This is a genomic window from Streptomyces sp. B6B3, from assembly GCF_039871525.1.
GTDB lineage: Bacteria > Actinomycetota > Actinomycetes > Streptomycetales > Streptomycetaceae > Streptomyces.
The window spans coordinates 120,511-142,324 of the sequence record NZ_JBDPLU010000015.1; the positions used below are offsets into that span (position 1 = coordinate 120,511).

Here is a 21,814-nt window from a genome sequence, read left to right on the forward strand (position 1 = left end):
GCCCATGGACGGCATGGATCTCTCTCTGCTGACGATCGGCCTGGCCGTGCTCGCGCTGCTGGTCGCCATCGCCGGCGTCCAGCTGTACGCCTCGGGCCGGGCCGAACAGCGGGCGCTGCTCGACCGGTTGACCGGCCCCGAGCCGACGCCCGCCGACGCCCGCCCGCTGCCGATACTGGCCCGCCCCGGCGCCGCCGCCGGCCCGGGCGGCGACCAGGCCCAGCGCCCAAGGACGCGCCGGTTCACCGGCCTGGACCGCCGGCTCCGCGGCACCGCGCTCGGCCGCCGGCTGCGCCTGAAGCTCCAGGCCACCGGCCTGGACCTGACGGTCGGCGAGTACGCGGGCTACGTGCTCGGCGCCGTCGTCGCGCTGTGGCTCGTCGCGTCCGCGGTGCTCGCCCCGTTCTTCGGCCCGGTCTGCGCGCTGGTCGCGCTGTGGGGCGCCAACGCCTTCCTCAACTGGCAGCGGCAGCGCCGCACCGAGCGGTTCATCGGCCAGCTCCCCGAGCTGGCCCGGCTGATCGCCAACGGCACGGCCGCCGGTCTGGCCATGCGCACCGCGCTGTCCATGGCCGCCGAGGAGATGGACGACCCGGCCGGCGCCGAACTGGCCATCGTCGCCAACCAGCTGGCCGTGGGCCGCTCCCTGGAGGAGGCGCTCCAGGAGCTCGGCGACCGGCTGCCGTCCCGTGAGCTGAACGTCCTGGTCACCACGCTGATACTGGCCAACAGGGCCGGCGGCACCATCGTCTCCTCGCTGCGCAACCTCACCGAGACGCTGGAGGAGCGCAAGGAGACGCGGCGCGAGGTGCGGACCATGCTCGCGGAGATCAACGCCACCGCCGTGACCGTGCCGCTGCTCGGCCTGGGCGCGCTGCTGATGATCAACGCCATCGAGCCCGGCGCGTTGGGCCGGGTCACCGACAGCGCCGGCGGGCAGATCGCCATGATCGTCGCGCTCGCGATGTACGTCGTCGGCTTCGTCGTGGTGCGCCGCTTCGGCCGCATCGACGTGTAGACGTGTAGCCGGGGAGCGAGAGGAGAGGGGCGAAACCGTGGGACTGCTGCTGGGACTCGCGCTGGCCGCCGCGGTGTTGGGCATGATCGCCGGCATCCGGATGCTGCGTTCGGGCACGCCGCTGCCGCCCGATCTGGCGCTGGCACTGGAGATCGGCTCCTCCCGGGTGTCGGCGGGCGGCTCGGCCGTCGACCGGCTCGGCATGCGCTTCGCGCCGCTGGTGCTGCGGCTGATGGGGCGGCGCGCGGTGGACCGCAAGCGCCGGCGCATCGACCAGGCGGGCAACCCGCAGGGCCTGACCATCGACCGGTACGCCGCCAGGCGCTTCGTCTACGGGGTGTTCGGCGTGCTGGTCACGGTGGTCTTCGTGGCCGCCGGGGTGCCGCTGTTCGCGCTGCTCGGCCTCGCCTTCGGGGCGTTCGCCGCGGACATCGCGATCTGGCAGGGCATCAGGGACCGCCGCGACGTCATCGACCGCACCCTGCCCGACTTCCTCGACGTGCTCGCCGTCGTCGTCTCGGCCGGGCTCGGCTTCCGGCAGGCGCTGGAACGGGTCTCCGAGCGCTACGAGGGCCCGTGGGCGGACGAGGTGCGGATCACGCTGCGCCAGATGGACATGGGCGTGTCCCGGCGGCAGGCCTTCGACGAGCTGCGCCGGCGCAACGACTCGGAACCGGTCAACCAGTTCGTCAGCGCGCTGCAGCAGGGTGAGGAGTTGGGCGCGCCGATCGCCGACACGTTGATGCAGATCGCCCGCGACATGCGGCGCACGGACGCGCAGAACGCGCGCCGCCGGGCCGCGCGCGCCATTCCGAAGGCGACGATGGCGACGCTGGTCTTCATGGTGCCCGCCACGATGATCGTCATCGTGACCGGCATGCTGCTCGGCTCCGGCACGGACCTCACCGAGATCCTCGACGACTCGCGCTAGCCCGCCTCATGGCCGGCGAGGGCCGGGCGTGGTCGGGCTCCGCCTCCGTCGTGCGGGGTGGCAGGGTGCCGGTCGCCCTCAACCGCCCGCGAACGCTCGGGCACGAGCGGCTCAACGCCCCCCGTGCCGCCCTGGGTCTCCCGACGGCTTCGCCGCCGGAACCGGCTGCCTCGGACGTGGCGAGGTCACGCTGACCCGCAACGTCAGTAAGCGCCGTTCATCCCAATTCCCATGTGAATGCGCGCGGAATCAGTCATGCCTTGTTCGAATACTTACCCTGTTTTGTTCTTCTTTGATCATTCCTTTCCTGTGCGCTGGTGGTCGGGGTCGAAAGCTGTGAGCAGCACCTGTCCGGTGCCCCGTCGACCCACCCACGAGGTGTATCGCACATGTCCTCTCGCGTCATACGTGCGCGCATGTCCGTCATTGTCGGAGTCGCCACCCTGACGGTCGTCGCGACCGGCTTCAGCCCTCACACAGCGGAACGCGAAACCGTCCACTGGAGCTACCAGGGGTCCACCGGCCCGGAGCACTGGGCAGGTCTCTCCGAGGACTTCGCGGCATGCGGTGCGGGCCGGGAACAGTCGCCCATCGATCTCCCGGAGGACACCGCGGTCGGCACCTCGAGCGACGAGGCCATCACCATCGACTACCACCCCGTGACGGCGAAACTGGTCAACAACGGTCACACCGTGCAGGCCAACGTGTCTCCGGGCAGCAGGATCATCATCGACGGAACGCCGTACGAACTGCAGCAGTTCCACTTCCACCTTCCGAGCGAGCACACGGAGGACGGCGAGCACACCGCGATGGAGATGCACTTCGTCCACGCGGACGAAGCAGGCGATCTCGCCGTCGTCGGGGTCCTGATGGAGAAGGAGCGAGGCGACTCCGCCTTCACGGATCTCTGGGACAGGCTGCCGACCGAGGAGGGCGACGAGGCGCAGATCAACGAGCCCTTCGACCTCGCCGAGTTCCTGCCGAACGACCGCGACCAGTACCAGTACGACGGTTCCCTGACGACCCCGCCCTGCACCGAGGGCCTGAAGTGGATCGTCCTGGACGACCCGGTCTCCGTCACTCCGAGCCAGGTCGCCGCGTACCGGGAGGTGTTCCACAGGAGCAACCGGCCGACCCAGCCGCTCAACGACCGCGTGCTGACCCTCGTCGAGGACTGACCTCCCCGACCGCGGCCGCGGGGATCGCGTGACGTCGGCCCTCTCGACCAGGTGGTGGTCCTGAGGGCCGACGTTGTCGTGTGGGGGGCTTCGGGGCTCCCCGATGCTCTCGGCTCGGCGGGGTCAGCGCACCACCTGGGCCAGTGCGGTCAGGAACGCCTCGGGGGACCGCGTGGCGACGAGCAGGCGTTCGCCGTGTCGGGTGGCGACGGCGACGCTGGCCATGCCCATCGGCACCGCGTACGCGCCGCCCACCAGCCGCGGCAGGCTCTTGTCCACCACGTTACGACCGCGGATGGTCAGGCCCGAGTTCATCGAGGACGTGAGGTTGCCCAGCACGCCCCCGCCACCGGCGGCGAGTTGGTGCTGTGCCTGGTGCACCGAGCCCGGGTCGAGTTCCGCGACCGGGATGCGCTCCCGGCCGACCCGCAGCGTGTCGGGCGTGACGTCGATGTCGTGGTAGCGGCGCTTGCTGAGCGGCACGACCAGGCAGGGCGCCAGGGGCAGCAGGAACATCCCGGACACCGCCAGCCACGCGCCGAGATCCTCGGGGAGCGACAGGGCGCCCATCCAGGCCACGCCGGCCACGTAGACGCCGACGCAGGACCAGATCCAGATCCTCGAACCGCGGCCGCCTCGTTCCCGGTACACGCCCCGCTCCTCTCTCTAGCTCGCCCGATCTCTCCGTCTACCGGTCGCCGGAACGCCGTCAGAAGAGGCTGCCGATGGCGTCGCCGATGCCGTCCACGATGTCGCCGCCGACGTCCGCCACGGTGTCGACCACCGCCTCGCCGGCGTCGACCACGGCGTTCGCCGCGTTCACGTACGTCTGCGGGTCGGTGATCGTGTCCCAGTTGTCCCACACCAGGGCGGCGCCGTAGGCGATGCCGGTGCCGACCGCGAGGCCGACGGTGACGGGGTTGGGGCAGACCAGGGCGGCCGTCATCGAGGCGTTGAACGCGGTGCCGGTCACGTCCACGGTGTAGCCGGACGGGTCGTTCTGGAACGCCTCCACCGGGTTGCCCTGGTTGACCAGGTCGACGACGCCGGTGACCGTGCCGAAGGCGCTGCCCGCGACGCCTGCGCCGCGCAGCAGGCCGGAGGCCTTGCTCATGTTGCTCATCGCCGTGCCGAAGCTGGACAACCGGCTGCTGCCGCTGGCGATGGAAGAGGTGTAGCTGCCCCCCGCCACGCGCAGCAGGTTGGACTGCTGGGCGGTGGGGATGAACCAGCTGCCGTTGCGCATGAAGCCGCCGTACGAGGCGGCCGAGTGCGAGCCGCCGAGCCAGCCGGCGACGCGCGGCGTCATACCGGCGGTGGCCATCCGTCCCATGAAGTTGGTCGGCCTGACCCCGGTGAAGGCGTAGTCCGCCATGTACGTCGCGGACATGCCCGCCGGAATGCCGACCCGGTTGCCGTTGCGGTACATGTCCCAGAACTGCTTGGAGCCGTGGATCGTGGGCATCACGGCGCCCTGCAGATCCGTCGGGAAGCTGTACAGGGTCGTCAGGTCCTCGCCGCGCAGACCGGCGGCCCGGCCGCGGAGGTCCCACGAGGTGTCGAACAGCCAGGTCTGCAGGGGCTGGAGCGAGGTCATCTCGCCGCTGGCGTTGAGATTGGTCGCCCTGGTGAACATCTCGCCGAGATCGATGCTGGCGCCGGTTGCGCCGTTCTCGTGCTCAAGCAGGTTCGCAAGGTGATCCAGCTGGTCTGGATTCGCATTGCGTTCGTCACCCATGACGCTCCGCTCCCCTCGTCTCCGGGTGCCCAACCCGGCACGGTCCGTGTCGTGGTCCCTGTCGTGGATCCACAGTAATTCGTTCGCACCCGTGCACGACCGGGCGGAGAAGGTCTGCTACGAGCCTGGTACAGAGACGAGACGCGCAGCGCGTCAACGGCAGGCCGCCGACGCACTACTCGTCGTCTTCGTCCTCCTGGTCCTCGATGTCCTGGGCGTCGTTGTCGCACGCCGTCGCCAGGCTCTCCAGCTCGTCGGCCACGGTGTCGCACTGGGTGTTCCACGACGTCAGCGAGCCGGACACCTCGTCCTTGTTCGGCCCCGCCCAGGTCGTCATCGTGCCCTCGACGTAGCCCTTCGGACCGCTCAACAAGCCCCTGACATCTCTCGCCAGATCCCGCAGGTTGGTGGCGCGTGTTCTCAGGTCTTCAGCTTCTTGGGACATGCAACCTCCCCGAACCTCCCCGTTGGTCTCCTATGGAGGACGACACCAACGGCACCGTGGTTCCCATTCGATAGCAGTGGCACATCGGCCGGTCAGACGGTACCCGGTTCCGTGCGCCTCCGGCGCTATCGATAACAGCACGATCCGTCAGATCACCCTGCCCAACCCGCCCTCCGTATGGCACAGTCAGTGTCGATAGGAGTACGGATAGGCCCGCTGGAGGGGGTCGGGCGTGGTGCATCCCAGTACTAATCGGGTGCAACATGGGCACCGCTGCCACCCGTGCCCCGGAAGAGAGGGACGCCATGAGCGGACTGCTGCTGAAGTTGAGGCGTGCCGTCGCCGAGCGGACACCTCCCCGTTACGACGACCGTGGCGCGGGATTCGTGGAGTACGCGGGGCTGCTGCTGTTGATCGCCACGGTGGTGAGCGCGGTGATGCTGCTCGGGTTGGACAACCAGATCGGCAACTTCATCCAGGACCAGGTCAACGCCGTTTTCAACTCGGGCGGCTGATCCGGGGCGCGGAGCGGGAGCGGGGCGCGGTCTTTCCCCTCTATATATGGATGGTCACCGGCCTGCTGGTGATCGCCGTGACGCTCTTCGTCTTCGCCCGAGCGGCCGTGCTGCGCAGCAGCGGCCAGTCCGCCGCCGACGCCGCCGCGCTGGCGGCGGCCACCGAGTCCCGCGACAAGCTCTACCAGGACTTCCGGGAGGCCGTCGACGGCGATGGCGACCTCGACGACATCCTGACCGGCGAGGACTTCTACGTCGACGCGGCGTGTGACGTGGCGGCACCGCGGCTGGCGAACCAGAACGACGCCGTTCTGGACGGCTGCGACCCCCTGTCGGACGGCCGGCCCGGCTACGAGGTGAGCGTCCTCACCAACGACACCCTGGGTGACACCATCATCCCGGGCGTACCCGAGGATCAGCAGGCGAACGGAATTGCGACCGCCGTGATCCGCGGCCTGTGCGAGGTCGAGGATGAGGGCAACGCCGAGGTCGAGTTGGACTGCGAGGAGGAGGACCTCACCTTCGACCCGGGGGACGAGGACGAACTGCCAGAAGCGCGCGAACTGTTCCAGGTCTATCTAGAAGACTGAAGCCCGATACGTTGACGTTCGAAGGACCAGCCCCCGATGGATCTCCGTGACAGCAAGAACCGGCTCATCCTCATCGTGATAGCGCTCGGTGCGGCACTCGTGATCGCCGTTGCCAGTTGCGCGGGCAATGACGACGAGGGGTCGGACCAAGGCCAAGAGCAGACCTCCGAGGACTCGCAGGACGGGGACGGCGAGGGCGGCGGAGGGGACGAGGGCTCCGACGGCGGCTCGAGCGAGGAGGCGGCGGAGCCGCTGGCCGAGGTGACCGGCGGGGAGGAGCTCACGCTGACCATCACCAGCGTGGAGCGCGAGGAGGGCGGCTTCATCACCGTCGAGGGCACGCTGCACAACGGCGGCGACAACACCTTCTTCGACCTGAACTGGGCGGGAGGGGAGACCGAACTGGCGGAGAACGGCTTCTCGATGGCGGGTGCCTCCCTGGTCGCGACCGAGGAGGAGAAGCGCTACCTGATCCTGCGGGACACCAGCGGGCGCTGCCTCTGCACGGGCTTCGGCACGGGCATCGAGCCGGACGCCGCCGTCTCCTGGTTCGCCCAGTTCCCGGAGCCGCAGCCGGAGACCACCCAGGTCGACTTCCAGGTGGGCGACCTGCCCCCCGCCACCATCGAGATCCGCTGAGGGGAGTCGCACGATGACGCACCGAGGACGCCGTGCCGGACGGGCCGCGATGCTGGCGGTGACCAGCGCGACCGTGCTGGCCGTCGGCACTCCGGCCATAGCCGACGAGGACGACGGCGAGATCGACCAGCCGCCCGGCTACGAGGCGCCGCCGGCGCCCGAGATCGACTCGAACGCGCCGGGGCTGCTGATCAGCGACGGCGCCGAGCTCGCGGAGCCCGAGGCCCTGGACATCAAGTCCGTCATCGAGAGCCTCGGCACCGGCGAGACGGAGGACGACGACACGGGCGACGACACCGGGAACGACGACGGCGGCACCGGCGGCGACACCGGAGGTACCGGCGGCGGCGAGACCGAGGAGCCGGTGGAGGACGGGGGAGGTGAGCAGCGCGAGGAGATCAGCTCGGGGCAGCACAAGTTCACGCTGCAGACCGACGTGCTCTTCGCCGAGGGCAGCGCGACCCTCGGCCCCGACGCGGAGGACGCCCTGATGGAGGTGGCCGAGGCGATCGACGAGTACCAGCCCACCGAGGTCAACATCTTCGGGTTCACCGACGACCAGGGCTCGTATGAGAGCGGCGTGACCCTCTCCAACGACCGGGCGCGCAACACCCAGGTCGCGCTGGTGGACCTGCTGGAAGACCCGTCCGGCATATCGTTCAACGTCGCGGGCTACAGCGAGGACTTCCCGCTGTACGACAACCGCACCGAGGAGGGCCGGGAGCGCAATCGGCGCGTCGAGATCTCCTGGCCCACCCAGGACTGACGCGGCCGCCCCGGCGGTGACGACCGGCGTGGGTGACACCGCGCCGCGCCGGCGTCGGGCTTGCCCGGGCGGCTCCCGGGCGATACGAGATGCTGGGGGACCCGGCCGCGCGCGCCGCGAGGCCGACGGGACCGCGCGCAGGACGACGCGGCGAGAAACGGCGCGGAGAGAAGGTGCCCAATGGCTGTGCACCCCGGGGCCCACGGCTTCACCTACCGCGACGTCGGCGCGACCCGGCGGGAGGCTGGGCAGCCGCCGGCGGGCTTCCACCCGCTGCGGGTCCGCACCCGGCTCGGCAGCGGCCGCGCGGTGCAGCGGCGGGCCGGCCAGGCGGTGCTGGAGTGGCGGATGCACCGCGCCGTCGGCGTGCGGGTGCGGGCGAACGCGCCCCAGGCGGCGCCGGGCGTGACGGTCCTGGTCGGCCTCGGCGCCGGCCCGCTCCGGCTGTCCGCGCCGTGCCGGGTGGTCTGGGCGGTGCACGAGCCGGATCGCACCGGTTTCGGCTACGGCACGCTGGCCGGGCACCCGTCCTGCGGCGAGGAGGCGTTCCTGGTCGAGCGGCTGCCCGACGACTCGGTCTGGCTGACGGTGACCGCGTTCACCCGCGCCGCCCGGTGGTACACCCGGCTCACCGGGCCGCTGACCCGGGTGGCGCAGCGCGCCTACGCGCGCCGTTGCGGCCGCGTTCTGCGCCGGCTCAGCGCCGGATGACGGTCGGGTGAGGGCCGGATGAGGGGCGGCGCCGGGCGTGCGCGGCGCTCCAACATCGCTGGCGTAGCGTCACGATCTCTGCCCATCGATTCTCACCAAGGGTGAAGATCCATGGGGGCGGCGCTTCGTACTGTGCGGTATGGTCTCCTCGTCGGCCCCAGCTGACACATGTGTTACATCCATACGGCCAGCGTCGTCATTCCCACCCCGGCGACGGCTGGCGGGACGGATCGCGAGCCAACCCCCCCCCGGCTGTGATCCGGCCCCTTGTGACGGGCCGGTCTGCCCCTCCCCCCACTCGGGCAGACCGGCCCGTCGTCTTTCCCGGGAAAGCGCCTACCGCCGCCGACGGATCGCCGCGGGGTGGCCCGCCTCCCGCCGGTGGACCGGCCCGTCGTGGTGTCAGTCGCACGCCGTACGCTTCGGCGCGTGGATCCGTTGCTCGTGACCGCCGTCGCCGTGTACGGCGCCCTGGTCGGGCTGCTGCTCGACAGGCCGGCGTACCGGCTCTCCGTCGAGCCCGAGCAGCCGTGGCGCTCCGCCTGCCCGGGCGGGCACCCGCTGGGTGGGTCGTCGGTCGGCTGGCTCGGGCTGGCGCGCTGCCCGCGCTGCCCGCCGGGGGAGCGGTGGTACGGCGGCCGTGGGGACACCTCCGAGCCACCCCCGGACTCCGTCCGGGGGGACACCCGTGGCTGGGGGAGGGTCCGCCTCCCGGTGCTGGTCGCCTGCTGCTGCGCCGCGCTCGCCGCGGCCGTGGGCGCGCGGCCGGAGCTGGCGGTGTGGCTGCTCGTGGCCCCGGTCGGGGTGCTGCTGGCGACCGTGGACCGAGCCGTGAAGCGGCTGCCCGACGTCCTCACCCTGCCGCTGGCCGCCGCGCTGATAGCCGGGCTGGCCGGGTGCGTGCCGCTGCCCGACGCGGGCGGCGACTGGAGCAGGGCGCTGTGGGCCGGTGCCGTGCTCAGCCTGGTGTACTTCGTGCTCTTCCTGATCAGCCCGAACGCCGTCGGCTTCGGCGACGTCAAGCTGGCCGTGGCCCTCGGGGTGGCCCTCGGCTGGTACGGCTGGGACGCTGTGGTCTTCGGCACGTTCGCGGGGTTCCTGCTGGCCTCCGGATACGCGTTGTGGCTGATCGTCCGGGGCCTGGCGGACCGCAAGTCGGATGTCCCGCTGGGCCCTTTCCTTACCGCCGGCGCGTTGGTGGCGCTGCTTCTCGGAGGACTCGCCGCGTAAATCTGGTCCCGATGCGCGCGGCACGGGCCGACATGCGTTACGGTGGAATCCCCCCCTCGGGCCGGTCCGTCACCCCCCCCACGGACCGGCCCGCTTTCTTGTCCGCGGGGGCGGCGCGTGGGGACGGGGAGGCGCATCCGGGCCGTCGCGGGGCCGTTGCTGAGGCAGCATCACGCCGTTACCGAAAGACAGTAGAGTGCTCGAACCCGAGTGCTGAGGGAGCGGTATGCAGGGGTGGACACACGCCATGAGGAACAGGGTGCGTCGGCTTGCCGTCCGGCTGTACGCGCGGCGGGTGGAGGGTCGCCTCGACACCGACCAGGGGCCCAAGCACATCGGCGTGATCCTGGACGGGAACCGCCGCTGGGCCCGCGCCGCGGGCAACACCACGCGGCAGGGGCACGAGGCCGGGGCGGCGAAGATCCGCGAGCTGCTCGGCTGGTGCACCGAGACCGACGTCGAGGTCGTCACGCTCTGGCTGCTGTCCACCGACAACCTCAACCGTGAGCCGGATGAGCTCAACCCCCTGCTGTCCATCGTCGAGGGTGCGGTGCGGGACCTCGCGGCCGACGGCCGGTGGCGGGTGAACCACGTGGGCGCGCTGGACGCGCTGCCCGAGCGGACGCGCCAGGTACTCCGGGCCGCCGAGGAGGAGGCGGGCGACCGCGACGGGATACTCGTCAACGTCGCCGTCGGCTACGGCGGGCGTCAGGAGATCGCCGACGCCGTCCGTTCGCTGCTGGCGAAGCGCGCGGCCGAGGGGCAGACGCTGGCGGAGGTCGCCGAGGGCCTCAGCGTCGAGGACATCTCCGAGCATCTGTACACCCGCGGTCAGCCCGACCCCGATCTGGTCATCCGCACCAGCGGGGAGCAGCGACTGTCCGGATTCATGCTCTGGCAGAGCGCCCATTCGGAGTACTACTTCTGCGAGGCCTACTGGCCCGCCTTCCGCAAGGTTGACTTCCTGCGCGCGCTCCGTGACTACGCCGCGCGCCACCGTCGTTACGGAATCTGAGCACGTCACGCGGGCGCGCGGCGCTCGGCGTGCGCGGAGCGTGGAGGGGCGGGTCCGGGGAGTTCTTCGCATGAGATGCGCAGCCTGCGGGCATATTCACGGCGGGTCGCGCGTCGGCGCGGCCGCGCCGGGAGGCCCGTTTGCGTACCACGGACATGGACGGGGGCCGGCACCGGGCCCCGCGTGGTGGGCCGGAGCCGGCACCAGAGCCCCGGCGCCCGGTGACCTCACGTAGGACGACGGGCGCCTCGTTCCCACACCTCATCCGAGGGGGTTCGTCCACACGTGGCCACCAGCAAGAAGCGCTCACCTGACCGGCGGATGTACGTCCTGGACACCAGCGTGCTGCTCGCCGACCCATCGGCACTCACCCGATTCGACGAGCACGAGGTGGTGCTCCCCGTCGTCGTCATCTCCGAGCTCGAGGCCAAGCGGCACCACCCCGAGCTGGGCTACTTCGCCCGGCAGGTGCTGCGCCGGCTGGACGAGTACCGGGTGCGGTTCGGACGGCTCGACACGCCTCTGCCCATCGGCGACCTGGGTGGCACCCTGCGGGTCGAGCTGAACCACTCGGATCCCGGCATCCTGCCGCCCGCCATGCTCAACGAGCGGGGCCGCCTGGCGGACAACGACTCCCGCATCCTGGCCGTGGCCCGGAACCTGCAGGCCGAGGGCCGCGACGTGACGGTCGTCTCCAAGGACCTGCCGCTGCGCATCAAGGCGTCCTCGGTCGGCCTGACCGCCGAGGAGTATCGGGCCGAACTGGCCATCACGGACGCCGACGGCTGGAACGGGATGGTGGACGTCACGCTGCCGGGCGAGGCGGTGGACGAGCTGTTCGCCCAGGAGAGCGTGTACGACGCCCGGGCCGCGGAGCTGCCGGTGCACACCGGTCTGGTGATCGCCTCGGAGCGGGGCCGGGCGCTGGGCCGGGTCACCGCCGGCGGCCGGGTGAAGCTGGTGCGCGGCGACCGCGAGGCGTTCGGCATCCACGGCCGCAGCGCCGAGCAGCGCATCGCCCTGGACCTGCTGCTGGACCCGGAGGTCGGCATCGTCTCGATGGGCGGCCGGGCGGGCACCGGCAAGTCCGCGTTGGCGTTGTGCGCCGGTCTCGAGGCGGTGCTGGAGCGGCGTCAGCACCGGAAGGTGATGGTGTTCCGGCCGCTGTACGCGGTCGGCGGCCAGGACCTCGGCTACCTGCCCGGCACCGAGGCCGAGAAGATGAACCCCTGGGCCCAGGCCGTGTTCGACACGCTGTCCGCGGTCACCACCCGGGAGGTCATCGAGGAGGTCGTGGCGCGCGGCATGTTGGAGGTACTGCCGCTCACCCACATCCGCGGCCGGTCGCTGCACGACGCGTTCGTCATCGTCGACGAGGCGCAGTCGTTGGAGCGCAACGTGCTGCTGACCGTGCTCTCCCGCATCGGCCAGGACTCCCGGGTGGTGCTGACGCACGACGTCGCGCAGCGGGACAACCTCCGGGTCGGCAGGTACGACGGAGTGGTCGCGGTCGTCGAGCGGTTGAAGGGTCATCCGCTCTTCGCGCACGTGACGCTGACCCGTTCGGAACGGTCCCCGATCGCCGCGCTGGTGACCGAAATGCTGGAGGAGGGACGGCTTTAACCTTTCTCGTCCGCGAAGCGCCGGCATCTCCCTTTCGCGCCCGCCCACCCGTTCTCCGACGGGTGGGCGGGCGCCGTATCTGGCCTGGCAGGGCGCGCACGGCGGATCGGAGGCGCTTTTCCGGCGGCTGACAAGTCCAAACTGCGTGTGAGCTTTCCCACATCAAGCTGAATTGCCACCCGGCATCCGCGTCCGGCAGTGTGTGCGTCTGTCAGGCCCCGCATACGGCCGAGTTCGCATCACCACACAACTGAACAGCAGTTCGTCGTATGCCGCCCGAATTGCCAAGCGGGTCAGCGCGCAGAGCCGCGCGCCAACCCCTGCGGGCCCGTGCCTCCCGTGACCGTTGCGAGGGGAGGCCCGTGACTGGGGCACGATCGCGCCCGTGAGGTCACCTGAGCGGGCGATGTCGGAAGGAAACCGTGTGAGCCGGATCTCGGTCCGGGGATTCGCAGTGGCGTCTGCCACCGCGGTGACCACCGTCGGCGCTGCCGTCGGTGTCGCCTCGGGAGAAGAGCAGGGCACCACCGCCGATGACCTTGAGTCGGTCGCCGCAGACGCGACGCTGCTTGCCGAAATACCCGCTGGCACGAACGCCCAGCTGCACACCGCGTCGTTGACCCAGCAGGCGGAGGCCCAGAGCACCGCCGCGGACGCCGACGCCGTGCGGGAGGCCCAGGAGGCCGCCCGCATCCAGGCCGCCGAGGACGCCTCGGCGAGGAAGGCCGCCGAGGAGGAGGCCGAGCGCGAGGCGGCCGCCGCCGCCGAGGCAGCCGCGGCAGCGGAGGCGGCCGAGGAGGCCGCCAACGCTCCGGTGCAGTCCTCCTACACCGTGGCCGAGGTGCAGGCACTGGCCCAGTCGATGGTGCCCGCCGACCAGTTCCAGTGCTTCTCGAACATCGTGGACCACGAGAGCGGCTGGGACTACACGGCGACCAACCCGTCGTCCGGCGCGTACGGCCTGATGCAGGCGCTGCCCGGCTCCAAGATGTCCACGGCCGGCGCCGACTGGCAGACCAACCCCGCGACCCAGATCGAGTGGGGCCTCAGCTACATGGACGACCGCTACGGCAGCCCTTGCGGCGCCTGGGAGTTCTGGACCGCCAACGGCTGGTACTAGGCCTACTGGATCGGGGCGCCCAACCGCTTCGCAACGTCCCCGTACCCGGGAAGGGTACGGGGACGTTGTTCTTGGCTTGCTCCTGGGTTGTTCCTGGGTTGTTCGTCCTGGCCTCGGGTCCGTGCCCGGTGTCCCGCGCCTGACCGCCCCCGCCCCCCGCGTCCCCGTGCCCCGTAAGGGCACGGGGCGGTTGCGTTTCCGCAGGGGAACGCCCGTGCTGGGGCGGCACGCGGTAACGTCGTGGCGCGCACCGCGCGGAAACTGCTGGGGGCGGAGGGACTAGGGATGTCGAGACTGGGCCGGCTCGGGGCCGGTTTGGGGCGGATGGCCAGGCGGGCGACGGGGTACCGCGCGGCCGCCCAGCGGGAGCAGCAGCGCCTGGAACGCGAGGCCGGGGAGCGCGGCATGAGCGAGGCGGCGCAGGTCGGCTCGGCGCGCGACCTCGGGGCGGCCCCGGCCGGGCTCGCCAAGTCAGGACCGGCCGACGAGCCCTCGGCGGACACTGCCGGAGCCGCGGACCCGCGGCAGCCCGAGGGCGAGGCCCTGGCCGCCAGGGCCCGACAGGCGGTGGTGGGCGGCGCCCACCCGCCGTCCGTCGGCGCCGGCGCGCCCCCGCCGCCGGCCGCCGCGCCACCGGCCACCGCGGACGGCAAGCCGCCGCCCGACGCGATGATCCCCTGGGGGGTCAGGGTGGCCGCCGAGGCCGGCTGGCGCATGCTGGTGCTGGCCGCCGTCATCTGGGTGCTGATCCAGGTGGTCGGGGCGATCAGCCTGCTGGTCATCTCCTTCACCGCGGGCCTGCTGATCACCGCGCTGCTCCAGCCGTTCGTCGGCTGGCTCAAGCGGATCGGCTTCGGCCGGGGCGCGGCCACCGTGGTCACCGCGTTCGGCGGCTTCGCCGTGATGGGGCTGATGGGCTGGTTCGTGGTCTGGCAGGTCATAGACAACAGCCAGGACCTGTCCGACCGGTTCCAGGACGGCGTCGAACGACTGCGGGACTGGCTGCTCGACCTGCCCTTCCACATCACCGAGGAGAACCTCAACGAGTGGGTGGACAGCGTCAACGAGTGGATCAACGAGAACCAGGACACGCTGACGTCCGCCGGTCTCGAGGCCACCAACTACCTCGTGGAGTTCTTCAGCGGCGCCGCCCTCACCCTCTTCGTGGTGCTCTTCCTGCTCTACGACGGGCAGGGCGTGTGGCGCTGGTTCCTGAAGCTGGTGCCGGCCAACGCCCGCCCCGGGGTGGCGGGCGCCGGGCCGCGGGCCTGGATGACGCTGACCGGCTACGTGCGCGGCACGGTGATCGTGGCGCTGATCGACGCGGTCGGCATCGGGCTCGGGCTGGTGATCCTCGGGGTGCCGATGGCCGTGCCGCTGGCCGTCATCGTCTTCGTCGCGTCCTTCGTGCCGCTGGTCGGCGCCATCGTGTCCGGCGCGCTGGCCGTCATGGTGACGGTGGTGACCAACGGCGTGGTCGACGCGCTGATCGTGCTCGGCGTGGTGCTCCTGGTCCAGCAGATAGAGGGTCACATCCTCCAGCCGTTCATCCTCGGCCGGATGGTGCGCGTGCACCCGCTCGCCGTGGTGCTCGGCGTGGCCGCGGGCTCGATGCTGGCCGGCATTCCCGGCGCCATCGTGGCCGTGCCGCTGATCGCGGTGACCAACACGGTCGTCGGGTACCTGCGGGCGTACCACGAGGAGGCCGGCTGGCGTGCTGCCGGGATGCCGGCCACCACGGGGGCGACCATCGCCGAACTCGCCCCCACACAGCCGCCGCCCACCGCACCCGACACGCAGCGGACGGCGGAAGGCCCCACGCCCGGCTCGGGCGGCGAGGGCAGCCCCGCCGACGAGAACGGGCCGGGCCGGAAACCCGACTGACTCCAGTACCGCACCCGCCCGAGCAGCGCACCCGCCCGGCCCCACCCCGTCACGGGGATGGAGCCGGGCGGTTCTGCTGGTCTGCTGGTCCGCTGGTGTCCCCGGCTGGCCAGGCTGTCCGGCTGCCCGGTCAGCCCGCCCAGCCGTGGCGGGGTGGGTGGCGGACCTCGAGCAGGAAGCCCAGCCGTTCGGTGTCCGTGTCGGTCCAGCCGGCGGGTGCGGCGATCGCGGCCCAGGCGGCCACCGGATTGGACCCGTACCGGTGCCCGTGCGGGGCGGGCGAGGTGTAGGACACGGCCATGTCCACCGTGGTCTGCCAGAAGGTGACGAACGGGAACCAGTCGATGGACGAGGTCACGTCGGGTCCCAGCGGCTCGTTCATCCACTCGGGTCGTTGGAACAGCAGGTCGAACGACCACCAGACCACCGGGTCCGAGGCGTTCTGGAGGTAGACGACCCGGGGCTCCTGCCACGGTTCGCCCTCCGGCAGCAGCAGGTCCTGCTCCGGGAACTGGGCGAACCTGACGTGCGCCCCGCCGTCGTAGATCGGCCGCCAGATCGGGCTGCCCTCGTCCCGGTTCGCGGTGAGCTCGGTGTGGATCGGGCTGTAGTCGGGCGGTCCGATCAGCAGCGCCCCGTCGGTCCTGGCCAGCATGTCGTCCAGGCCGTCGAACGCGGCCTCCACCGCCGCCACCGACAGGCTCTCGCCGAACACCAGGAGCTGGGGGCGCTCGTCCGCCGGATCCTGCTCCCAGCGGGCGTAGACCGCGTCGAAGAGCGCCCGGGTGGCGACGCCCGCCTCGTTCCTGTCCACCATGAACGAGGCCCAGCTCGGCATGTACGAGTACTGCATGGTGACGATCGCGGTGTCGCCGCCGTACATGTACTCCAGTGCCTCGACCGTCGTCGGGTTCACCCAGCCGGTGCCGGTGGTGCCCGTGACCGCGAGCACCTCCCGGTCGAAGGCGCCGGTCCGCTCCAGCTCGCGCACGGCCAGTTCGGCGCCGGCCGCGAAGTCCTCGTACGAGGCCCGGCCCACGTAGGCGCGGATCGGGTCGAGCGCCGGCTCGCCGGTGAACCCGGAGATCTCCTCGCTGGACAGCGTCGTGCCGGTGAAGGTCCGCCCCTTGTTGCCCAGCTCCTCCCACGCGATCAGCGAGTCGGGGCTGCCCGAGACCAGCGGCGAGTACGGCCGCATCACGCCCGGATCGGTGCTGCGGTCCTTGGCCGCGGCGATCTGGTTGGCGACGCCCAGCACGCCGCGGTCCCAGAACACGTCGCGGGTGCCGACCACCACGATCACGCTGCTCAGCGCCAACGCCAGGGCGACCGCGAACGGCCAGGGCAGCACCCGGTTCAGCAGTCGGGTGAGCAGTCGGGTGAGCAGCCGGACCGCGCGACCGACCGTGAGCAGCAGCGCCAGCACGGCCGCGGAGATCAGCGCGATCATCAACGAGTGCCAGGTCAGCGTCGGCGGCAGCCCGTGCAACTGGCGCAGCTCGCGCTGCATGTCGGCGCTCTGGCCGAGCATGATGCCGACCGCCCACGGCAGCAGGACCAGGTACCCCAGCCAGCTCCTGGCGCGCACCCGTTCGTCGGGCTGCCAGGGGGACAGCAGCCGGTACAGCCAGCTCAGCAGCGCGCCCAGGGCGTAGCCGATGGCGGCGGTGATGCCGCCGATGCCGCCCTGGTAGTACCACGGCCTGGGCACCAGCGACGGGGTGAGGGAGAGCCAGAAGAAGAAGGTGGCGACCAGACAGGCCGTCAGGTCGGGCCAGCGGCGGATCACCCAGGAGTCGTGCGGTGCGTCCCAGTACGGCTTGCGGGCTATCGTCCCCAGCCGCTCGCCGGCCCGCCGGGCGGCGGCCCGGAGCCCGTCCGCAGTGGGTTCGGGAGTGGGCTCGGTGTCCGGGTCGGTGGCTGGTTCGGTGGCTGGTTCGGTGTTGGGCTCGGTGTCGGGCTCGGTGTCTGGTCTGGCGTCAGGGACGGCGTGCGGGCCGGCGTTCGTGCTGGTGTCCAGGTGGGCGTGCGGGCCCGCGTCCGGGTCCGTGTCCGGCAGCGTGCGGCTGGTCGCGGCGGTGCCGCCGCGGTCGGCGGTGCGGCCCCAGCGGCGGCCCCAGCGACCGCGCGCGGGGCCCCGCCCGTTGGCCTCGCGACCCGGCGCCTGGGCCGTCGCATCCGCGACGCGCACCGTCGCGTCAGGGGTGTCTCGGGCCTCGGCCGCGCCGGCCGCGGCCTCGGCATCCCGCGCGCGGGCACGGGCCTCGCGGCGTTCGCGCTGCCCAAGTCCGTCCGGATGCGGCGTGTCGCCGCCCGTCAGTGACCCGTCTTCCACCAAGCCCTCCGGCTGGACTCGCTTCCCCGCTAGGGGCCCTGTGCAGCGGTGGTGCGCTGCGCGCTGCCTCGCTCACGTTATGCGATGCGTCTGACATCCCTCCGGACGCTGCCCAAACTGTTGCCCGAGTGATGCCGAGGAGGACACGTCCACCGATCCCGCTCCCTAGACAGTCCGTGTATAGACCGCGTCTCTACACCGTGTGTATAGTGCGCGTCATGTCAGTCAGTCACACTCTGCTCGCCCTCCTCGAGGACGGTCCGCGGCACGGCTACGACCTGAAACGCGCCTTCGACGCCCATTTCGGGCAGGACCGGCCCCTGCACTACGGCCAGGTCTACGCCACCATGTCCCGGCTGCTGAAGAACGGCCTGGTGGAGGTCGACGGCACCGAGCCCGGCGGCGGACCCGAGCGCAAGCGGTACGCCATCACCGACGCGGGCGTCACCGACGTCGAGGGCTGGCTCGCCCGGCCGGAGAAGCCCGAGCCGTACCTCCAGTCGACCCTGTACACCAAGGTGGTCCTGTCGCTCCTCACCGGCCGCGACGCCGCCTCGCTGCTGGACACCCAGCGCGCCGAACACCTGCGGCTGATGCGTGAGCTGACCCGCCGCAAGCGCGACGGCGACCTCGCCGACCAGCTGATCTGCGACCACGCGCTGTTCCACCTGGAGGCCGACCTGCGCTGGCTGGAACTCACCACGGCCCGCCTCGACCGCCTCGCCGCTGAGGTGAGCCACCCCTCCGAACGGCCCGCCCCGCCCTCGCAGAAGAAGGGCGAGTCTCGATGACCACCCCGCTGCTCTGCGTCTCCGGGCGGCGCTGGCTCACCGTTGCCGGGGCCCGCCTCGACCGCCTCGAACGGCTCGTCGTCGGGGTGCGCCGGCCGTCCCCACGGCTGGCTCCGTCCCCGCGGAAGAGGGGTGCGTCCCGATGACCGCCCCACTCGCCGCCTCCGGGCCGTACTGCCGCTTCGCCGCCGGGGCCCGCGTTGACCGTCTCGCCCCGTTCCAGCACAAGGACGTGACCCGATGACCGAGCTTCTCGTCGCCTCCGGGCTGCACAAGACCTACGGCGCCACCCCGGCCCTGGCCGGGGCCGACTTCGCCATCGAGGCGGGGGAGATCGTGGCCGTCATGGGTCCGTCGGGGTCGGGCAAGTCCACCCTGCTGCACTGCCTGGCCGGCATCGTGCCGCCGGACGAGGGCGTCGTCCACTACGCCGGACGCGAGCTGTCGCGGCTGTCCGACGCCGAGCGGAGCGCCCTGCGCCGCGCCGAGTTCGGCTTCGTCTTCCAGTTCGGGCAGCTGGTGCCCGAGCTGTCCTGCGCCGAGAACGTCGCACTCCCGCTGCGGTTGACGGGCAGCGGCCGCCGGGAGGCCGAGGCCAGGGCCGCCGAATGGCTGGCGCGCCTGGAGGTGGAGGACGTGCGGCACAAGCGGCCCGGCGAGATATCCGGCGGGCAGGGGCAACGCGTCGCCGTGGCCCGGGCCCTGGTCAACGCCCCGCGCGTGATCTTCGCCGACGAGCCCACCGGCGCGCTCGACTCGCTCAACGGCGAGCGGGTGATGCAGCTGCTCACCGACGCGGCCCGGGAGAGCGGCGCCGCCGTGGTGCTGGTCACTCACGAGTCGCGGGTCGCCGCGTACTCCGATCGGGAGATCGTGGTGCGCGACGGTCGCGCTCGTTCCCTGGCGGGAGCCGGCGCGTGAGGGGGTGGGCGCGCGATCTGGCGCTCGGCGCGCGGTTCGCGCTGGCCGGCGGCCGGTCCGGCTGGACCCGCACCGCGCTGACCGCGTTCGGCGTCGGGCTCGGCGTGGTCGTCCTGCTGCTGGCCACCGCCGTGCCGAACGTGTTGACCACCCTGGACGCGCGCGGGGAGAACCGCGAGCCGAGCTGCATGAACGACTACGTCGCCTGCTACGAGACCGAACCCGGGGCCGACACCCTGCTGTACCTGCAGGAGTTCACCGAATACCACGGTACCGAGGTCCGCGGCGCCCTGCTCCAACCCGAGGCGGGGGCGAGCAGCACCGCCACGCCGCCGCCGGGAGTCGACGCGTTCCCCGCACCCGGCGAGATGCTGGTCTCCCCGGCGCTCGGGCGGCTGCTCGACTCCGAGGAGGGCGCGCTGCTCGCCGAGCGGCTGGACCACGAGCCGGTCGGCACCATCGGCGACGAGGGGCTCGTCGGCCCCGCCGACCTCTTCTACTACGCGGGCGCCGACCACCTCGAACTCGTGCCCGAGGGCGCGGTGATGCGGGTCGACGAGTTCGGCAGGGACTGGGCGGACGAGGAGCTGAACGCGCCGTTGCTGCTCCTCGTCTCGGTGATCTGCGTGGCGCTGCTGATGCCCGTCGCGGTCTTCGTCGCCACCGCCGTCCGGCTCGGCGGGGAGCGCCGGGACCGGCGGCTGGCCGCGCTGCGCCTGGTCGGCGCCGACGCGATGACCACCCGCCGGATCGCCGCGGGCGAGGCCCTGGTGGGCGCGCTCGCCGGCCTGCTCCTCGGCTGCCTCGGCTTCCTGCCGCTGCGGGAACTGCTCGGCGGCGTCACGGTGTCGGGCTCCAGCGTGTTCCCCTCGGACATCGCGCCGAGCGGCGCGCTGGTCGCGCTGATCCTGCTGGGCGTGCCGGGCAGCGCCGTGGCCGTGACGCTCTTCGCGCTGCGCGGCGTCGCCATCGAGCCGTTGGGCGTGGTCCGGCGGGCGCCCAGCCGCCGGCGCCGGCTGGCCTGGCGGTTGCTGCCCGTCCTCCTCGGGCCCGCGATGCTGGTGCCGCTGGCCGGCTCCTTCACCACCGGCGACGACCTCGCCCTCGCTCAGGCGGTCGTCGGCATGGTGCTGCTGCTCGTCGGCGTCACGCTGCTGCTCCCCTGGATGGTCGAGCGGCTGGTCGGCCGGCTGCGCGGCGGCCCGCTCTCCTGGCAGCTCGCCATCCGCCGACTCCAGCTCAGCGGGGGACCCGCGGCCCGCGCCGTCAGCGGCATCACCGTCGCCGTCGCCGGGGCGACCGCGCTGTACATGCTCTTCTCCGGCGTGCGCGCCGAGGAGACGCAGGAGACGGGCCGCGATCCCGACGCGTACCAGGTCGAGGTGCTGGGATACGAGCTCGACCGCGCGGAGGACCAGCGGTTCGCCGGCGAGATCGAGGCCGTGCCGGGCGTGACCGAGGCGTTCTCTCTCGCGGTGGGCTGGGGCGAGATCCTGCGGGAGGACGCCGGGACGGTCGGTGATCCCGCCACCCAGGTGGTGGTGGGGGACTGCGCGACGCTGAGCCTGCTGGCCGAGATCGGCGACTGTGCGAACGGCGACAGCTTTCTGGTGCGCGCGCCGGAGGACGCCGAGTACGACACGGTGCAACCGGGGGACCGGCTCTACCTCGGCGACCGTCCCTCCGAGAGCGGGGGCCACTGGACCGTGCCGGACTCGGCGCGCGAGGTCCCCCTGCCGGACGACGAGCAGTTCTCGGCCTACGCCTCCGGGGTCTTCGCCACCCCGGCCGCCCTGGACGCCGCCGTGCTGGGGGACGCGGAGACGCGGGCGCTGGTGCGCATCGACCCGGCGGCCGGCCGGGATGTCATCGAGCGGATCCGCAACGTGGCCTGGGCCTACGAGAGTCGGCCTTCCGTCTGGGAGGTGACCTCCGAGGACGTCTCGTCCCAGTTCCGGAACATCCAGCTCGGCCTGCTGGTCGGCGCCTGCGGCGTCCTGCTGCTCATCGGCGCCAGCATGGTGGTGACCACCCTGGAGCAGCTCAGGGAGCGCAGGCGCCTGCTGTCGGTGCTGGTCGCCTTCGGCACCCGGCGGAGCACGTTGGGCGCCTCGGTGCTGTGGCAGACCGCGATACCCGTGACCCTGGGACTCGCGCTCGCCAGCGGCGTCGGGCTTGGCCTGGGCGCGCTGCTGATGACCATGGTCCACCTGCCGGTCTCCGGCTGGCTGGCGTTCCTGCCGATGGCCGCGGCCGGCGGCGGCCTCATCGCCTTCGTGACCCTGGTCAGCCTGCCGTTCCTCTGGCGCCTGATGCGCCCCGACGGCCTGCGCACGGAATGAACCCGGGCTGTCCTGAGCGCTG

Annotated in this window: 20 protein-coding genes; 16 read left to right on the plus strand and 4 right to left on the minus strand. The window is 71.9% G+C overall.

The features are described from left to right. Positions 1-4: 4 nt before the first annotated feature. From ABGB06_RS27200 to ABGB06_RS27210, 3 genes are all read left to right on the plus strand, one after another. Positions 5-1,018: a type II secretion system F family protein gene (locus ABGB06_RS27200; RefSeq protein WP_347594025.1), complete on the plus strand. Its 1,014-nt coding sequence runs from the start codon at positions 5-7 to the stop codon at positions 1,016-1,018. 37 nt (positions 1,019-1,055) lie between these two features. Beyond that, a complete protein-coding gene (locus ABGB06_RS27205; RefSeq protein ID WP_347594027.1) occupies positions 1,056-1,949 on the plus strand; it encodes a DUF5936 domain-containing protein in 894 nt (297 codons plus the stop codon). 416 nt (positions 1,950-2,365) lie between these two features. Continuing rightward, positions 2,366-3,127, plus strand: coding sequence for a carbonic anhydrase family protein (locus ABGB06_RS27210; RefSeq protein WP_347594029.1), 762 nt, complete (start codon positions 2,366-2,368; stop codon positions 3,125-3,127). Between the two features lie 123 nt (positions 3,128-3,250). Here the strand turns inward: ABGB06_RS27210 and ABGB06_RS27215 are convergent, their stop codons facing one another. The 3 genes from ABGB06_RS27215 to ABGB06_RS27225 all read right to left on the minus strand — a co-directional run bounded on the left by ABGB06_RS27215 (position 3,251) and on the right by ABGB06_RS27225 (position 5,310). Next, on the minus strand, positions 3,251-3,778 hold the full coding sequence (locus ABGB06_RS27215) for a hypothetical protein (protein WP_347594031.1): 528 nt from the start codon (positions 3,776-3,778) through the stop codon (positions 3,251-3,253). 58 nt (positions 3,779-3,836) lie between these two features. Next, the gene (locus tag ABGB06_RS27220) at positions 3,837-4,865 is read right to left on the minus strand and encodes a hypothetical protein (RefSeq protein ID WP_347594033.1); all 1,029 of its coding nucleotides are present in this window, start codon (positions 4,863-4,865) and stop codon (positions 3,837-3,839) included. 175 nt (positions 4,866-5,040) lie between these two features. Then, on the minus strand, positions 5,041-5,310 hold the full coding sequence (locus ABGB06_RS27225) for a WXG100 family type VII secretion target (RefSeq protein WP_347594035.1): 270 nt from the start codon (positions 5,308-5,310) through the stop codon (positions 5,041-5,043). Positions 5,311-5,615: 305 nt separating this feature from the next. On the opposite strand from ABGB06_RS27225, the gene ABGB06_RS27230 reads away from it, so the two are divergent. From ABGB06_RS27230 to ABGB06_RS27275, 10 genes are all read left to right on the plus strand, one after another. After that, entirely contained in the window at positions 5,616-5,825 is a 210-nt protein-coding gene (locus ABGB06_RS27230; protein WP_347594037.1) for a hypothetical protein, read from the plus strand. Between the two features lie 50 nt (positions 5,826-5,875). Further along, positions 5,876-6,415: a hypothetical protein gene (locus ABGB06_RS27235; protein ID WP_347594039.1), complete on the plus strand. Its 540-nt coding sequence runs from the start codon at positions 5,876-5,878 to the stop codon at positions 6,413-6,415. 36 nt (positions 6,416-6,451) lie between these two features. Then, positions 6,452-7,054: a hypothetical protein gene (locus ABGB06_RS27240; protein ID WP_347594041.1), complete on the plus strand. Its 603-nt coding sequence runs from the start codon at positions 6,452-6,454 to the stop codon at positions 7,052-7,054. Positions 7,055-7,067: 13 nt separating this feature from the next. After that, positions 7,068-7,820 (plus strand): OmpA family protein, encoded by a 753-nt coding sequence (locus ABGB06_RS27245; RefSeq protein WP_347594043.1) that lies wholly within the window; start codon positions 7,068-7,070, stop codon positions 7,818-7,820. Positions 7,821-8,000: 180 nt separating this feature from the next. Further along, positions 8,001-8,531, plus strand: a complete 531-nt coding sequence (locus tag ABGB06_RS27250; protein ID WP_347594045.1) for a DUF1990 domain-containing protein — start codon at positions 8,001-8,003, stop codon at positions 8,529-8,531. A 429-nt stretch (positions 8,532-8,960) separates the two neighbouring features. Further along, positions 8,961-9,761, plus strand: coding sequence for an A24 family peptidase (locus ABGB06_RS27255; RefSeq protein WP_347594047.1), 801 nt, complete (start codon positions 8,961-8,963; stop codon positions 9,759-9,761). A gap of 247 nt (positions 9,762-10,008) precedes the next feature. Further along, complete coding sequence (locus ABGB06_RS27260) at positions 10,009-10,776, plus strand: isoprenyl transferase (RefSeq protein ID WP_347594049.1); 768 nt, start codon at positions 10,009-10,011, stop codon at positions 10,774-10,776. Between the two features lie 321 nt (positions 10,777-11,097). After that, positions 11,098-12,399, plus strand: coding sequence for a PhoH family protein (locus tag ABGB06_RS27265; RefSeq protein ID WP_347594201.1), 1,302 nt, complete (start codon positions 11,098-11,100; stop codon positions 12,397-12,399). 424 nt (positions 12,400-12,823) lie between these two features. Continuing rightward, complete coding sequence (locus ABGB06_RS27270; RefSeq protein ID WP_347594051.1) at positions 12,824-13,519, plus strand: transglycosylase SLT domain-containing protein; 696 nt, start codon at positions 12,824-12,826, stop codon at positions 13,517-13,519. A gap of 285 nt (positions 13,520-13,804) precedes the next feature. Further along, the gene (locus tag ABGB06_RS27275; protein ID WP_347594054.1) at positions 13,805-15,403 is read left to right on the plus strand and encodes an AI-2E family transporter; all 1,599 of its coding nucleotides are present in this window, start codon (positions 13,805-13,807) and stop codon (positions 15,401-15,403) included. Between the two features lie 130 nt (positions 15,404-15,533). Here the strand turns inward: ABGB06_RS27275 and ABGB06_RS27280 are convergent, their stop codons facing one another. Then, positions 15,534-17,243: an alpha/beta-hydrolase family protein gene (locus tag ABGB06_RS27280; protein WP_347594204.1), complete on the minus strand. Its 1,710-nt coding sequence runs from the start codon at positions 17,241-17,243 to the stop codon at positions 15,534-15,536. A 713-nt stretch (positions 17,244-17,956) separates the two neighbouring features. Here ABGB06_RS27280 and ABGB06_RS27285 point away from each other — a divergent pair. The 3 genes from ABGB06_RS27285 to ABGB06_RS27295 all read left to right on the plus strand — a co-directional run bounded on the left by ABGB06_RS27285 (position 17,957) and on the right by ABGB06_RS27295 (position 21,792). Further along, on the plus strand, positions 17,957-18,529 hold the full coding sequence (locus ABGB06_RS27285; RefSeq protein ID WP_347594056.1) for a PadR family transcriptional regulator: 573 nt from the start codon (positions 17,957-17,959) through the stop codon (positions 18,527-18,529). 240 nt (positions 18,530-18,769) lie between these two features. Continuing rightward, positions 18,770-19,450, plus strand: coding sequence for an ABC transporter ATP-binding protein (locus ABGB06_RS27290; protein ID WP_347594058.1), 681 nt, complete (start codon positions 18,770-18,772; stop codon positions 19,448-19,450). Beyond that, the gene (locus tag ABGB06_RS27295; protein WP_347594060.1) at positions 19,447-21,792 is read left to right on the plus strand and encodes an FtsX-like permease family protein; all 2,346 of its coding nucleotides are present in this window, start codon (positions 19,447-19,449) and stop codon (positions 21,790-21,792) included. Before ABGB06_RS27290 ends, ABGB06_RS27295 begins: the two co-directional genes overlap by 4 nt. The last annotated feature ends 22 nt before the right edge of the window (positions 21,793-21,814 follow it).